Annotated in this window: 1 protein-coding gene; it reads right to left on the reverse strand. The window is 69.7% G+C overall.

Going from position 1 to position 15,833, the window contains the following annotated elements:
• Positions 1 to 13: 13 nt before the first annotated feature.
• A complete protein-coding gene (locus tag ACNF49_RS37145; RefSeq protein WP_482940515.1) occupies positions 14 to 15,637 on the reverse strand; it encodes an RHS repeat-associated core domain-containing protein in 15,624 nt (5,207 codons plus the stop codon).
• Positions 15,638 to 15,833 lie beyond the last annotated feature (196 nt).

Below are 15,833 nucleotides of genomic sequence, written 5' to 3' on the forward strand. Positions count from 1 at the left end.
CCCCGACGTCGGCCTACTGCGATCCAATATTCAGTTCCTTGACCATCGGTACGAACATTCCGGACTGCTGATCATAGTACGTGCCCGTTTTGAACTTGAACCAGATCCCGTTCCCCTTGTTGTGGTTCAGGATCACCGCTGCCGCCACGCCGAGGATTCCGGCCGCCGCCCCGCAGACAACTCCGAGCGGTATGCCGATGATTGTAGCGGCGCTTAGCGCGCACAATGCCTCCCCGAACGTACTGATCGCACCGAGGCCGGCCGCGAGGAGGTTGGCGGCGGAGTTGCTCAGGTAGTAGACGCAGTCGCCGCCCTTCGCATTGCATTTCTTCCCGGTGAAGCCGCCCCCTTGCGTGCAGGGCTGCTCCCCCTTCATCTTCTTCGCGCACTCCAGGTAGACGTCGTCGACCCAGTTGCAGTCCTTGATGCGGTCCGTCTTCATGCACGTCATCTGCGAGTCGTACGCGGTGTTGCAGAACTGCGCCGAATGGTTGCCGTACTGCTTGGAGGACATGCAGTCGGAATAGCTGCCGGCGAAGGACTTGCAGCCGTTGTGATCGGCGTCCTTCGCCTGATCCCGACATTTGACGTAGTAATCACTCTCCGCGGCGCAGACGGGCTGGCTGGTCTTGTTGCCGTAACGGCAGCCGCGATACATCTCCGAGGCGTTGCCGCACATCTCTTTGGAGTTGGGATGGCCGGCCCGGCAGGTTCGATAGTTGCCGGCATCCTCGACGCAGACCTTTCTCGTGCTTCCTTCGGCGCGACAGGCGATGTAGTTGTCCTTCGCGTCGAGACAGGTCGGCCGGTCGATCACCGCGGCCCGGCATTCCGCGTACGTCGTGGCCGCGTCCCTGCATGCCCCTGGGGAGCCGCCCTTCGAGACCACTCCCATGTGGGACTTCGCGTCGGCGCGGCAGTCCCCGTAGACGTCCTTGGTCGAGTTGCAGTAGCTCTTGCCGTTCTCCTTGCGGCAGGTCGTGTACTCCTTCTCGGACTCCTTGCAGTACGACTTTCCGTAGTCTTTGACGCACCGGCCGTGGTCGGCGATGATCTCCCCGCACGTCTTGCTCTTCTTCTTCTGCCCCTTGCACTCCTCGTAGGTGTCGACCGGGTTCTTCTTCTTCGACGTGCTCTTGTGCCCGTCCAGGTCGACGTTGGTGAGGGGGTTGTTGTTGGCGTAGGCGTAGCGGTTGAGCTGGACCGACGGGTCGGGGTCCTGCGTGAGGGTGTCGCGCGAGACGAAGCTGCCGGTGGTGGGCTGGTACCAGCGGGCCGCCATGTTGATCATGCGGGTCGTGGGGTCGGTGTAGCCGCCCTGATAGCCGAGCGCGTGCTCGGGGCCGGTGCGCGCGAGGACCTCGCCGAAGGGGTCGTAGGCCACCGAATCAGCCAGTGCGGTCGCGTTGGCGGCGAAGGCCCCGACCAGGTCGCCGCGTAGGTCGGAGAAGGCCAGCTGGGCGCCGGTGCCGTCGTTGATGCCGAGAGTGCGGCCGAGCGCGTCGCGGCCGAAGGTGGCCCGCTTGGCGCCGTTGGCGTCGGTGACAGCCACCAGGTTGTTACTGACCCCCTCGTAGGCGAAGGACAAGGTCTGCCCGCTCTGTGTGCGGGTCTCCATACGATCGAGAGCGTCGTAGCCGTAGGTGACGGCGTCATCGTTGATGAGCCGGTCGAAGGCGTCGAACTTGGTGCGCCGGACGATCCCGGCCGAATCCTCCAGCAGGGTGCCGCGTGCGGTGTACGTGTAGGTGTGCCCGTCGCCCGAGGTCAGGCGGTTGCGTTCGTCGTAGGTGAAGGTCTTGTCGCCGGCCTTGACACGGTTGCCCGAGGCGTCCCACTCGTAGGCGGTCTTCGTGCCGCCCGGGGCGGTCCAGGAGGTGAGCCGGTTGGACTGGTCGTAGGCATAGGTGTTGGTGCCGGCCCCGGCCGTGCCGGTGGTGGTCTTGGCGGTGAGGTTGTCGTTGAGGTCGTAGCCGTACTCGATGGAGGCGATCGCGCCACCCGCGGCAGTGGTGAGCTGGTCCTTGGTCAGCCGGTTCAGCGCGTCGTAGGTGTAGCTGCGCCGCGCGCCTGAGGCCCCGTAGGCCATGGACGTCAGCCGGTTGGCCTTGTCGTAGGCGTAGTCGATGGCGGTGTTGCTGACCGGGTCGATCGACTGGGTCAGCCGGTCGGCCCCGTCCCAGGTGAAGGTGGAGGTGCCGGTCACGTCGACGCGATGGGCCAGACGGCCGTTGGCGTCGTAGGCGTAGGCGTTGACGTCGCCGCCCGCGCCTGTCGTCTTGAGCAGCAGGCCGCGGTCGTTGAGGGTGAAGTCGAGATCACCGGCGGCGGTCAGGCGGCCCGCCGCGTCGTAGCCGAACGTCTTGTCCTCGGTGTTCGCCTCGGCGCCGGTGCCGGTCTGCTTCACCAGGCGGTTCAGCTCGTCGAAGATCCGGTCTACGCGCACTCCGCCGGGGAGCAGGCTGGTCACCGAGTTGCCGCCGGCGTCGTAGAGGGTGGTCCAGGTCCGGTCTGCCGGGTCGGGGTGGGCGGCGGTGCTCGGCTCGATCATCGACTCGAGCAGGCCCAGGCTGTTGTAGGTGGCGTAGGTGGCGTTCCCGCGACCGTCGGTAGAGCGGGTCTGCGCACCCGCGGCGTCATAGCCGAACGTGGTGGTGATCCTCTCGGACGCCGACACCGGTTCGCGCTGTTCGATCAGCCGGTTCGCGGCGTCGAACACCCGCTCGGTGGTGTGCCCCTCACCGGAGGTCTGGCTGGTGGGGTTGCCCGCCAGGTCGTAGCCGATGGTGTGGGTGCGCAGCACCGCACCGGCGTCGTCCAGTTCCTGGATCCGGGTCTTGCGGCCGGCCAGGTCGTAGCCGACCTTGCTGGTCAGGCCCAGCGCGTTGGTGGTCGTCGTCGGGCGGCCGGCGAGGTCGTAGCCGAACGTCGTGGTGTTGCCCAGCGCGTCGGTCTGCCCGGCCAGCGCGCCGGTGGCGTCGTACGTGCGGATGGAGGTGTCGCCGGTGGGCCGGGTCGTCTTGGTCACCCGGCTGGCGTCGTCATACTCCATCTTCGTCACGTACACCGCCTGCGACGGCTTGCGCTCGATCGTGGTCAAGGTGATCTGCCGGCCGAGATCATCGTAGGTGGACTCCGAACGCGCCCCGGTCGGATCCGTCGTCCACAGCGCCTCGCCCAGCAGGTCATAGCCGTAGTTCCACACTCCGGCCGCGGCCGAGCCCGTCCTGGGCGCGGTGACCTGCACCTTGCGACCTAGCCCGTCGTAGACCGCGGTGGTGGTCTGGCCGCGCGGGTCGGTCACGCTGACCGCGTCACCGGCGGCGTTGTAGACGGTGGTGGCCTTGGGCGAGACCGGCTGCCCGCCGGGGGGCGTGTAGGTGGGGAGGAGCTGCTCCACGACCCGCCCGACCCGGTCGAGGGTCGAGTTGACGGCCCGGCCCTCAGGGTCGACCTGCTGCGTGGTCTCGCCGAAGGTGTTGTAGCCCATCTTGGCCGTGGGCCGCTGCGTGGCCGGGGCGCTGCCTGCCCGCTGCACCTGCACCGACGGCAGTCGTACCTGCGTCTTCTGGCCTCTGCTGTCGTAGGTGACGTCGGTGGTGTAGGCGGCCGGGTCGGCCCCGGCGGCGTTGCCGCGCGGGTCGGTCGTCGCCGTGACCAGGCCCCGGTCGTCCACGGTGAGCGTGGTCACCAGGTCCTGCCCGTCGTTGTGCACGGTTTGCCGGACGGGGTGGTCGCCTGCGTCGTAGGCGTACTCGATGGACTCGACGCGGTCGGTGCCCGCCGCGGACAGACTGATCTTCGTGATGTTGCCGTTGGCGTCGTAGACGGGTGTGGTGACCCGGTTCAGCTTGCCCGGGTCCACGGTCTGGGAGACGATCCGTCCGGCCGCGTCGTAGGCGGCCTCCACCCGCAGCGTGCCGTTGCCGGTGGTCTGGCGGATGAGGTGGTCCGCGGCGTCATACACCTTCGAGTCCACCACCACGTCGCGCGCGGCATCCGAGCCGTTCAACCTGGCGCCCTTGGCCGTCGTCTCCGCCGGCAGGTTGTCGGCGTAGTAGGTGTAGGCGGTGGTGCGGCCCATGGCGTCGGTCTGCGAGGCCAGCCGTCCAGCCGGGTCGTAGGCGTTCGAGGTCAGCACGATGTCCGTGGCCGCCTGCGGCGCGGTGGGGCTGCCGGTCCAGCCCTTCAGCACCGTCGTGGCCGACTCGCCGCGCGGGGTGTAGGTGTACGCCAGCGTCGTGCCCCGTGCGTCGGTGAAGGAGATCTTCTGGCCCTTGTGGTCGTAGGCGAACGTCTCCACGCTCCCCTCGGGCCCGGTGATCGTCGCCTGCCTGCCGAAGGCGTCGTAGGTGTAGACGGTCCTGCGCGGCGCGTCCCCTCCGGTCAGGTCCTCATTGGTCTCCGTGACCGGCAGGCCGTCCTCGTTGTAACCCGCCGACCAGCGCAGCGTGTGCGTCTTGCCGTCCACCTCGTTCTTGACGGCAGGGCCGGTCCTGGTCAGCGCCCGTCCCATCCCGTCGTAGGCGACCGTGGTCGTGACCCCCTCGGGGAACGCCTGGGAGATCTCCGTCGTGGCGGTCACCCGCCCAAGGGCGTCATGGGTGTACTTCTTGACCAGCCCGGACGGCAGCGTCTCCATCGCGAGGTCGCCGGCGGCGGTGAAGGCGTACGTGGTCTCGTTGCCCTTGTGGTCCTTGTCCGACTTCACCATGCCCGCGGGCGTCGTGCCGCCGCCGACGGCCGGCTCCGTACCGTCGGTGTAGGTCTTGACCGTGCTGCGCCCGGTCGGGAAGTCCGCCGTCGCCGGAGTCGTGGTCCTGGTCTCCTCTCCGAACGAGTTGTACGTCCAGGACGTCATGTAGGTCTCGTCGGCGGCCGAGGCGGACCGGCCGTCCCGCTCACCGATCTTCACGTCGTTGCGGGGGTCGAACGGCTTGTCGACGTCGACGAAGTAGTCGTAGTACTCGGTCGAGCAGTTCGTGCCCGCCGTTCTGCAGGTCTTCTTCGACAGCAGGTTCCCGCGGGCGTTGAACGCCAGCTCGACCGCGTTGCCGTTCGGGTCGATCACCTTGGCCGGGTATCCGCCCACGTCATAGGCCCACTTCATGGTCGCGCCGACCTGGTCGGTCACCGACACCTGCCGGTAGCCACGCTGCGCGTCGGCGACGTAGGTGACGACGCCGTCGTGCGGGTCGGTCACCGTCACGGTCGCGAAGGTGGAGACGGTGGTCTGCTTGGTGTACACCGGGTCCGACAGCTTCCAGGTGCCGCCGTTGGAGTCGGTGTGCGTGACCAGCCGGCCGCCGTCCGGGTTGTAGACGTTGACCGCCCACACGCGGCCCGACGGCTGGGTCACCTTGGTGAGCTGCGGCTGCGGCTTCCCTGCCGCGAAGTGCCGCTGCACGGCCGCCTTGCTCAGGGGCCTGCCGTAGACCGCGACCTCGTCGATGTCGCCGTTGAACGGGAACGGCGCGGTGCTGGTGGTGCTCGACGGCCAGGCCGGGGAACCGTACCCGGATCCGATCCGGGTCTCCGACATCTCGTCGTGCTGGACCTCGCCGGCCAGCGTGCCCACCGCGGCGCCGTCCAGGTAGAGGGTCTGCGTGTGTTCGGCGGGCCGCGTGCTCGAGGCGGGCCTGGTCTCCACCGTCGACAGCACCGCATGGTGCCAGTTGCCGTCGTTCACCGCACCGGTGGAGGTGATGGGAGTGTGCGCGGTGGTGGAAGGGCCGGTGCCGAACTGGCCGTGCAGCTTGCCGTCGGTGCCCACGTACACCACCGGCACGAACGACGCAGGCGTGCTGTTGTCCGCGCTCTGCATCCCGATGACCGTGCCGGACGTGGTGGTCCTGAACCACGCCTCCACCGCCTGCTCGCCGCCCTGACCGCTGATCGCATCGGCCGGGAGCTGCACGTAGGTCGAGGTCGCAGCCCCCTTGAAACGCATCGCGGTGTCCGGCGAGCCGGCCAGCGCGCCCGGCACCCGCGCGCCGAGGTCCGCCGGGGTGGTCCCGTTCAGCTTGGCCTGCTGCTCGGTGATGTTCCAGCCCGCCGCGCTGGCGACGACGGTGCCTGTGCGGGTCTCGCCCTCGTTCAGCCGGTAGTAGTACTTCGGCCCGGAGTCGGTGACCACGCTCTTGTACCGCGAGCCCGTGCCGTACTGGTAGGTCGTGCAGGCCGTCGCCGAGGTCGGCGGGCACACCTTGACCAGCAGGTCGCCCTCGTAGGCGTAGGTCCAGGTGAGCGGGTTGCCGTCCACCGGGTCGGTGGAGACGCTCGCGACGTGGTTGCCGGCCCAGGTGAACGTCAGCGACCTGCCGCCCGTCGCGGTCACCTTGGCCAGCTTGCCGTCGGCGCCGCGGGTCAGCTCCTGGGCCCGCCCCCGGTGATCGGTGATCTTCGAGAGGAGGCCGGAGGCGTCGAACCAGTAGGAGGTGGCCGACTTGTCCATCAGGCGCCAGCCACCGGCCTGCTCGGCGGCCATCGTCGCGAACGTCCCCGACGGCGGCGCGTAGGCGCCGTTGCCCATGGACGCGAACCGCAACTGCTCGCCGCCCGGATAGGTCACCAGCAGGCTCCCGGTCGGCTCCTCCTCGATGCGCATGTCCCAGCGGGTCGTCCAGCCGGCCCCGAAGATGCCGTCGGTCCGCGGGTCCAGGCTGTTGTACGTACGGTTCACCGACAGCGGCGGCCCCACCGTCGTCACCGAGGCGTCCGTCGCCGTGGACGCGTAGTTGCCCGAGACGTGGTTGAACTCGCGGCCTTGCGTGCCGGCGGCCAGCAGGCCGTTGATGTTGCCCTGCTCGGGAACGGGGGTGAAGGTCCGCCACGACGAGGTGACCGTGGTGTACGTGGTGGCGGCCTTCGCCATCCACGAGTACGTCTCGCCCCACTTCAGCCGGGCGTCGACCACCTGCCAGACGCCTTCCTTGGTCCAGTCCTCGGTCTTCTCCGCCGAGTCCTTGCACCAGCGCCAGTTGGGCGCGCTGCCCGCGCAGAGCTGGAACCAGTACTTGACCTCGCCCTTGTTGTAGGGGCGGGCGTTGACCGACAGCACCGGCGTCAGGGTGCCGACCTGGCTGTTGTGGGCCGGGGAGAACGACTCGAACGGCAGGGCCGTCACGGTCGCGTACACCCAGTCCGACCAGGGCCCGGAGACCCCGGAGGCGGTGGTGGCGCGGGCGCGCCAGCGGATCTGCCAGCCGTCGGTCAGCTTGTCGGCGGGGACGGCCGCCCAGGCGCTGGTGCCGGAGGCGTACTCCTTGTCCGAGGTGCCGGTCCAGATCAGACCGGTGCCCTGCTCGCTCTTGGCCGGGTCGTGCTCGACCTCGACGTTCAGCCTGCTGAGCCGGTTCTCCGGGTCGGTCACCCTGGCGTACATCGACGGAGTGAGCGACTCGGCGGTCCAGGAGGTGGTGCCGCGGATGGCCGGGTCCATGCCCAGGCCGTCCACGCTGGGCTTACGCAGGTCCACGGTGGCGGCCTGCCAGGGCGACCACTCGCCTTCGGCGCCCGCGGTCGTGACGCCGCGGACCCGCCAGCGGATCTTCATGCCGTCGGTCAGCTTGCCGGCCGGGACCTGCACCCAGGCGTTGCCGCCGGAGGCGTAGCTCGCGGCGCCCTTGCCGGCCCAGATCACGCCGGTGCCCTGGCCGGTCGCCGGGTTGTGCTCGATCTCCGCGCCCAGCACCAGCTTCGACCCGCCGGCGTCGGTCACCTTCGCGTACAGCCATGGGGTGGTCGAGGAGAGCGTCCACGTGTCGCTGCCGCGCGTGGCCGGGACGGCGCCCAGGCCGTTCCCCGCGGTGCCGCTCACCTGGACCGTCGCCGTCTGCCACTCCGACCACGGACTGGCCGCGCCGGACGACGTCGACGCCCGGACGCGCCAGCGGACCAGCCAGCCGTCCTTCAACTTGCCGGACGTCACGGTGGGCGTCTGCAAGGAACACTTGCTCCACGTCGAGCACGATCCGCTCGACACCTGGCTGCTGTCGCTCCAGATGACGCCGGTGCCCTGCCCGGCGGCGGACGGGTCGTGCTCGACCTGCGCCTCCAGCTTCAGCGACCGCGACTCGGGGTCGGCGCCGTAGGCCGAGAAGTTCGGGGTCGTGGACGACAACGTCCACAACCCGGAGGCGAGCTGCCCCGTCGAGACGGACAGGTCCGACACGACCGGCTTGGAGGTGTCCACCCGCGCCATCTGCCACTCCGACCACGCTCCCGCCACGTTGGCGGAGGTGGAGACGCGGACGCGCCAGCGGACCAGCCAGCCGTCCTTCAGCTTGCCGGACGTCACGGTGGGCGTCTGCAAGGAACACTTGCTCCACGTCGAGCACGATCCGCTCGACACCTGGCCGCTGTCGCTCCAGATCAGGCCGCTGCCCTGCCCGGCGGCGGACGGGTCGTGCTCGACCTGCGCCTCCAGCTTCAGCGACCGCGACTCGGGGTCGGCGCCGTAGGCCGAGAAGGACGGCGTCGTGGACGACAACGTCCACAACTGGGAGGCGAGCTGCCCCGTCGAGACGGACAGGTCCGACACGACCGGCTTGGAGATGTCCACCCGGGCGGCCTGCCACTCAGACCACGGGCTCGCCGCACCGGTCGAGGTGGCGACGCGGACGCGCCAGCGAATCAGCCAGCCGTCCTTCAGCTTGCCGGACGTCACGGTGGGCGTCTGCAAGGAACACTTGCTCCAAGTCGAGCACGATCCGCTCGACACCTGGCTGCTGTCGCTCCAGATGACGCCGGTGCCCTGCCCGGCGGCGGACGGGTCGTGCTCGACCTGCGCCTCCAGCTTCAGCGACCGCGACTCGGGGTCGGCGCCGTAGGCCGAGAAGTTCGGGGTCGTGGACGACAACGTCCACAACCCGGAGGCGAGCTGCCCCGTCGAGACGGACAGGTCCGACACGACCGGCTTGGAGGTGTCCACCCGCGCCATCTGCCACTCCGACCACGGCCCCGCCACGTTGGCGGAGGTGGAGGCCCGGACGCGCCAGCGGACCAGCCAGCCGTCCTTCAACTTGCCGGACGTCACGGTGGGCGTCTGCAACGAGCAGTGGCTCCAGGTCGAGCACGATCCGCTCGACATCGAGCCGCTTCCGGACCAGATCAGCCCGCTCCCCTGGGCGGTGGCCGACGGGTCGTGCTCGACCTCGGCGTCCAGCTTCAACGACCGCGTCTGGGGGTCGGTGCCGTAGGCGGCGAAGTAGGGGGTCGTGGAGGACAACGTCCACAACCCGGAGGCGAGCTGCCCCGTCGAGGCCGACACCCCCGTAACGAGCGGCTTGGCGGTGTCCACCCGCGCGAGCTGCCAGCCCGACCACGGCCCCGCCACCACCGCGCCGGGAGAAGCGGTCGACTGCACCACGGCCCGCACGCGCCAGCGGATCGACCAGCCGTTCTGGACGCCTTCCACCGTCGGGGAGGTGTGCGAGGCGGAGCAGGTCTGGCCGGTGAAGCAGGTCTCCCCGAACGTCGTGCTCTGCCCCGACCAGATCAACCCGCTGCCCTGACCCGGCACCGCCGGATCGTGCTCGACCTCGGCCTCCAGCACACCAGGCCGACGATCGGCATCGGAGATCGCCGCGGTGAACACCGGATACTCGCTCGGCAACGTCCACACACCCGACACCGACTGACCCAGCGAAGGTGCCATCTGGCTCACCACCGGGCCGGGCGGAACCGTCCGGAACACCGTCGTGTCCACCCGCGCCGACACCCACGCCGACCACGGCCCCGACACCCCCGAGGCCGTCGTCGCCCGCGCCCGCCAGCGAACCTGCCAACCATCGGACAACTTCCCCGACGGCACCCCCGCCCAGGCAATCGTCCCCGTCGCATAATCCTTCGACGACGAACCCGCCCAGATCAGCCCCGTCCCCTGAGCCGTGGCGGCCGGATCATGCTCCACCTCCACGTTCAACCTGCTGGACCGATTGTCCGGATCACTCACCTTCGCGAACAGCCACGGCGTCACCGACCCCGCCGTCCACGACGCCGAACCCGCCAGCGCCGGATCCATGCCCAGCGATTCGACCACCGGCTTGCCGAGGTCGATGCGTGCCTGGACCCAGTCGGTCCAAGCTCCCGTGATTCCCTTGGCGGTTTCGCCGCGGGCACGCCAGCGGATCTTCATGCCGTCGGTCAGCTTCGCCGCCGGCACCTGCACCCAGGCGTTCTCGCCGGAGCGGGACGGCTGCGCGCTCGTGCCGGACCAGATCAGGCCGGCCCCTTGACCGGTGGCGGCCGGGTCGTGCTCGATCTCGACCGCGAGCCGGGAGTCGCCGTTCTCCGGGTCGGTGACCTTGGCGTAGAGCCAGGGCGTCGTCGCGGCCGCGGTCCATGCTCCGGAGTCCCAGGTCGCCGGGGTCATCGACAAGCCCGCCACGGACGGCTTGCGCAGGTCGATGACGGTGGCGGACCAGTCCGACCACGGGCCGACCACGTTCGTGGCAGTCTCACCGCGCACCCGCCAGCGCACCTTCATGCCGTCGGCCAGCTTGCCCGCCGGGACCTGCACCCAGGCGTTGCCGCCGGAGGCGTAGGTCGTGGCACCCTTGCCGGACCAGATGACGCCCGTGCCCTGCCCGGTCGCGGTGGGATCGTGCTCGATCTCCGCCTCCAGCCGCGAGGCGCGCGAGTCCGGATCGGTGACCTTGGCGTAGACCCACGGCGTGGTCGAGGACGCCGTCCACGACAACGCACCCCTGGTCGCCGGGGTCCACCCACCATCCGACACCGCGGGCTTGCTCACGTCGACCGTGGCCGCCTGCCACGCCGACCACTCACCTTCGACGCCCGCGGTCGTGACACCCCGAACCCGCCAGCGCACCCTCATGCCATCGGCCAGCTTCGCGGCCGGAACCTGCACCCAGGCGAGGCCGCCCGAGGCGTAGCTCGTGGCACCCTTGCCGGACCAGATCACACCCGTGCCCTGAGCCGGCACGGCCGGATCGTGCTCGACCTCCGCGCCCAGCACCAGCCGCGCCCCACCGGCGTCGGACACCTTCCCGAACAACCACGGCGTCACCGACGCCAACGTCCAGGCATCAGTGCCACGCGTGGCCGGAACGGCGCCCAGACCGCTGCCCGCCGTGCCACTGACCTGGACCGTCGCCGACTGCCACTCCGACCACGGGCCCGACACCTGCCCAGAGGTGGACACCCTGACACGCCAGCGGACCAGCCAGCCGTCCTTCAACTTGCCGGACGTCACGGTGGGCGTCTGCAAGGAACACTTGCTCCACGTCGAGCACGATCCGCTCGACACCTGACCGCTGTCGGACCAGATCAACCCCGCCCCCTGGACGGGAACCGAAGGGTCGTGCTCGACCTCGGCGTCCAGCTTCAGCGACCGCGACTCGGGATCAGCGCCGTAGGCCGAGAAGGACGGCGTCGTGGACGTCAACCTCCACAGCCCGGACGACAACTGACCCGTCGACACCGACAGATCCGACACCACCGGCTTGGAGATGTCCACCCGCGCCGACTGCCACTCCGACCACGGGCCCGACACCTGCCCAGAGGTGGACACCCTGACGCGCCAGCGGACCAGCCAGCCGTCCTTCAACTTGCCGGACGTCACAGTGGGGGTCTGCAGGGAACACTTGCTCCACGTCGAACACGAACCACTCGACACCTGACCGCTGTCGGACCAGATCAACCCCGCCCCCTGAGCAGGAACCGACGGATCATGCTCGACCTCGGCGTCCAGCTTCAACGACCGCGACTCCGGATCAGCCCCCGACGCCGCGAAATACGGCGTCGTGGACGACAACCGCCACAACCCCGACGACAGCTGACCCGTCGACACCGACAGATCGGACAGCACCGGCTTGGAGGCGTCGATCCGCGCCGACTGCCACTCCGACCACGGGCTCGACACCTGCCCGGAGGTGGTCGCGCGCACCCGCCAGCGGACCAGCCAGCCGTCCTTCAACTCGCCCGCCGCCACTGTCGGCGTCTGCAACGAGCAGGGGCTCCAGGTCGAGCACGATGCGCTCGACACCGCACCGGCGGCCCACCAGATCAGCCCGCTGCCCTGCACGGTGGCCGACGGGTCGTGCTCGATCTGCGCCTCCAGCCGCAGCGACCGCGACTCCGGGTCCGTAGCGTAGGCGGAGAACGACGGCTGCGTCGACGACAACGTCCACAGCCCCGACACCGACTGGCCCGGCGAGACCGATGCCTGGGACACGATCGGCTTGGAGGTGTCCACCCGCGCGGACTGCCACTCCGACCACGGGCCCGACACCTGTCCAGAGGTGGAGGCCCGGACACGCCAGCGGACCAGCCAGCCGTCCTTCAGCTTGCCCTCTGTCACCGCCGGCGTCTGCAACGAGCAGGGGCTCCACGTCGAGCACGAACCGCTCGACACCTGACCGGTGTCCGACCAGATCAGCCCACTCCCCTGCCCGGCGGCGGACGGGTCGTGCTCGACCTGCGCCTCCAGCTTCAACGACCGCGACTCCGGGTCGGCGCCGTGGGCGGAGAACGACGGCTGCGTGGACGGCAGCGTCCACAGTTTCGACGCGAGCTGGCCCGTCGACACCGACAGATCCGACACCACCGGCTTGGAGGTGTCCACCCGCGCGAGCTGCCAGCCCGACCACGGCCCCGCGACCAGCGCACCGGAGGCATCCGTCGACTGCACCACGGCCCGCACGCGCCAGCGGATCGACCAGCCGTTCTGGATCCCCTCCGCCGCGGGTGACGTGTGCGAGGCCGCACACGGCTGGCCGGTGAAGCAGGTCTCCCCGAACGTCGTGTTCTGCCCCGACCAGATCAACCCGCTGCCTTGACCCGGCACCGCCGGATCGTGCTCGACCTCGGCCTCCAGCACACCAGGCCGACGATCAGCATCGGAGATCGCCGCGGTGAACACCGGATACTCGCTCGGCAACGTCCACACATCCGACACCGACTGACCCAGCGAAGGCGCCGCCTCGCTCGTCACCGGGCCGGGCGGAACCGTCCGGAACACCGTCGTGTCCACCCGCGCCGACACCCACGCCGACCACGGCCCCGACACCCCCGAGGCCGTCGTCGCCCGCGCCCGCCAGCGAACCTGCCAACCATCGGACAACTTCCCCGACGGCACCCCCGCCCAGGCAATCGTCCCCGTCGCATAATCCTTCGACGACGAACCCGCCCAGATCAGCCCCGTCCCCTGAGCCGTGGCGGCCGGATCATGCTCCACCTCCACGTTCAACCTGCTGGACCGATTGTCCGGATCACTCACCTTCGCGTACAACCACGGCGTCACCGACCCCGCCGTCCACGACGCCGAACCCGGCAGCGCCGGATCCATGCCCAGCGACTCCACGGACGGCTTGCGCAGGTCGATGACGGTGGCGGACCAGTCCGACCACGGGCCGACGACGTTCGTGGTCGTCTCACCGCGCACCCGCCAGCGGATCCTCATGCCGTCGGTCAGCTTCGCGGCCGGGACCTGCACCCAGGCGTTCGCCCCTGACTGGGCGGCGGCGGTGCCCTTGCCCTCCCAGATCACCCCGGAGCCCTGTTCGGCCGCGTCGTGCTCGATCTGGACCCACAACCGCGAGGCGCGCGAGTCGGGATCGGTGACCTTGGCGTAGACCCACGGCGTGGTCGAGGACGCCGTCCACGACAACGCACCCCTGGTCGCCGGGGTCCACCCACCATCCGACACCGCGGGCTTGCTCACGTCGACCGTGGCCGCCTGCCACGCCGACCACTCACCTTCGACGCCCGCGGTCGTGACACCCCGAACCCGCCAGCGCACCCTCATGCCATCGGCCAGCTTCGCGGCCGGAACCTGCACCCAGGCGAGGCCGCCCGAGGCGTAGCTCGTGGCACCCTTGCCGGACCAGATCACACCCGTGCCCTGAGCCGGCACGGCCGGATCGTGCTCGACCTCCGCGCCCAGCACCAGCCGCGCCCCACCGGCGTCGGACACCTTCCCGAACAACCACGGCGTCACCGACGCCAACGTCCAGGCATCAGTGCCACGCGTGGCCGGAACGGCGCCCAGACCGCTGCCCGCCGTGCCACTGACCTGGACCGTCGCCGACTGCCATGCCGACCACGGGCCCGCCGCGCCGGACGAGGTCGAAGCCCGCACCCGCCAGCGGACCAGCCAGCCGTCCTTCAGCTTCGCCGCAGTGACAGTGGGGGTCTGCAGGGAACACTTGCTCGTGGACGAGCACGAACCGCTCGACACCTGACCACTGTCGGACCAGATCAGCCCCGCCCCCTGAGCGGGAACCGACGGGTCGTGCTCGACCTGCGCCTCCAGCTTCAACGACCGCGACTCCGGATCAGCACCCGACGCCGCGAAATACGGCGTCGTGGACGACAACGTCCACAACCCCGACGACAACTGACCCGCCGACACCGACAGATCCGACACCACCGGCTTGGAGATGTCGATCCGCGCGGCCTGCCACTCCGACCACGGGCTCGACACCTGCCCAGAGGTGGACGCGCGCACCCGCCAGCGGACCAGCCAGCCGTCCTTCAACTTGCCGGACGTAACAGTGGGGGTCTGCAGGGAACACTTGCTCCACGTCGAACACGAACCACTCGACACCTGACCACTGTCGGACCAGATCAACCCCGACCCCTGAGCAGGAACCGACGGATCATGCTCGACCTCGGCGTCCAGCTTCAACGACCGCGACTCCGGATCAGCCCCCGACGCCGCGAAATACGGCGTCGTGGACGACAACGTCCACAACCCCGACGACAACTGACCCGCCGACACCGACAGATCGGACAGCACCGGCTTGGTGAGGTCCACCCGCGCGGCCTGCCACTGCGTCCATGCCCCCACCACGCCGGACGAGGTCGAAGCCCGCACCCGCCAGCGGACCAGCCAGCCGTCCTGCAACTTCCCCGCAGCGACAGTTGGGGTCTGCAGGGAACACTTGCTCCAGGTCGAGCACGAACTGCTCGACACCTGACCGCTGTCGGACCAGATCAGCCCCGCCCCCTGTGCGGGAACCGACGGGTCGTGCTCGACCTGCGCCTCCAGCTTCAACGACCGCGACTCCGGATCAGCACCCGACGCCGCGAAATACGGCGCCGCGGACGACAACGTCCACAACCCCGACGACAACTGACCCGCCGACACCGACAGATCCGACACCACGGGAAGTGCGGCCGCGGCGACGGCCGACACGGTCCGCGCTCTGGGGACAGCCGTCTCGGCGGCCTTCGCCCCGCTCCCCTGACGTCCGTCGAGCGCCGTCGGGGATGCCTTGCCGACGCCTGCGCCCTCGGCGCTTCCACGGGAGGGGCGGCCGTCGTTCGTCGCCGGCTGCGACGGGGTGCCGGCGGGAGACGGTTCCCACTTCAGCGGCGGCGGGCTGTTCAGCCCGTCCGTAGCGGGCTTGTCCGGCAGCTCGCGCGGCTTCTCCACCGGCAGCGAGCCCTTGGGGCGCTTGACGTCGTCAGCGGTCCTGCCCTTGCTCTGCGGCTGAGTGGCGGCCGGATCGACGAGGTGCGGCAGGTTCGCCGCCGATCCGGCGCGCTGCACGGGGACCTTGCCGGCGTTGCCGGAAGAGGGAGAGCCGGGAATGTCCAGCCGCGTAGGAGAGGGGGCGACAACGGCCGCCTGCGCCTCCAGCGTGAGAATCCCCGGCAGGAGAGCCATGGTCGCGGCCAGCGCGAGGCGGCTGACCCACTTCGACGGCGCACCCCGTCCGAGCCATAACCCGCTCTGCCCCAGCAGTTTCGCACTTTTCCGAGCACACCGCACAGTCACGCCCACACTCCCCGTGGAAACAGAAAACACAAGGGCATCCGGGCGCACCCCTGTAAGCTCCCCGTAAATAACGCCTCAGATATAC

The organism is Actinomadura sp. ATCC 39365 (assembly GCF_054392275.1).

What these genes read in the sequence shown, in the direction of transcription:
- ACNF49_RS37145 (WP_482940515.1), bottom strand. Translation starts at nt 15,637, where the DNA reads ATGGCTCTCCTGCCGGGGATTCTCACGCTGGAGGCGCAGGCGGCCGTT.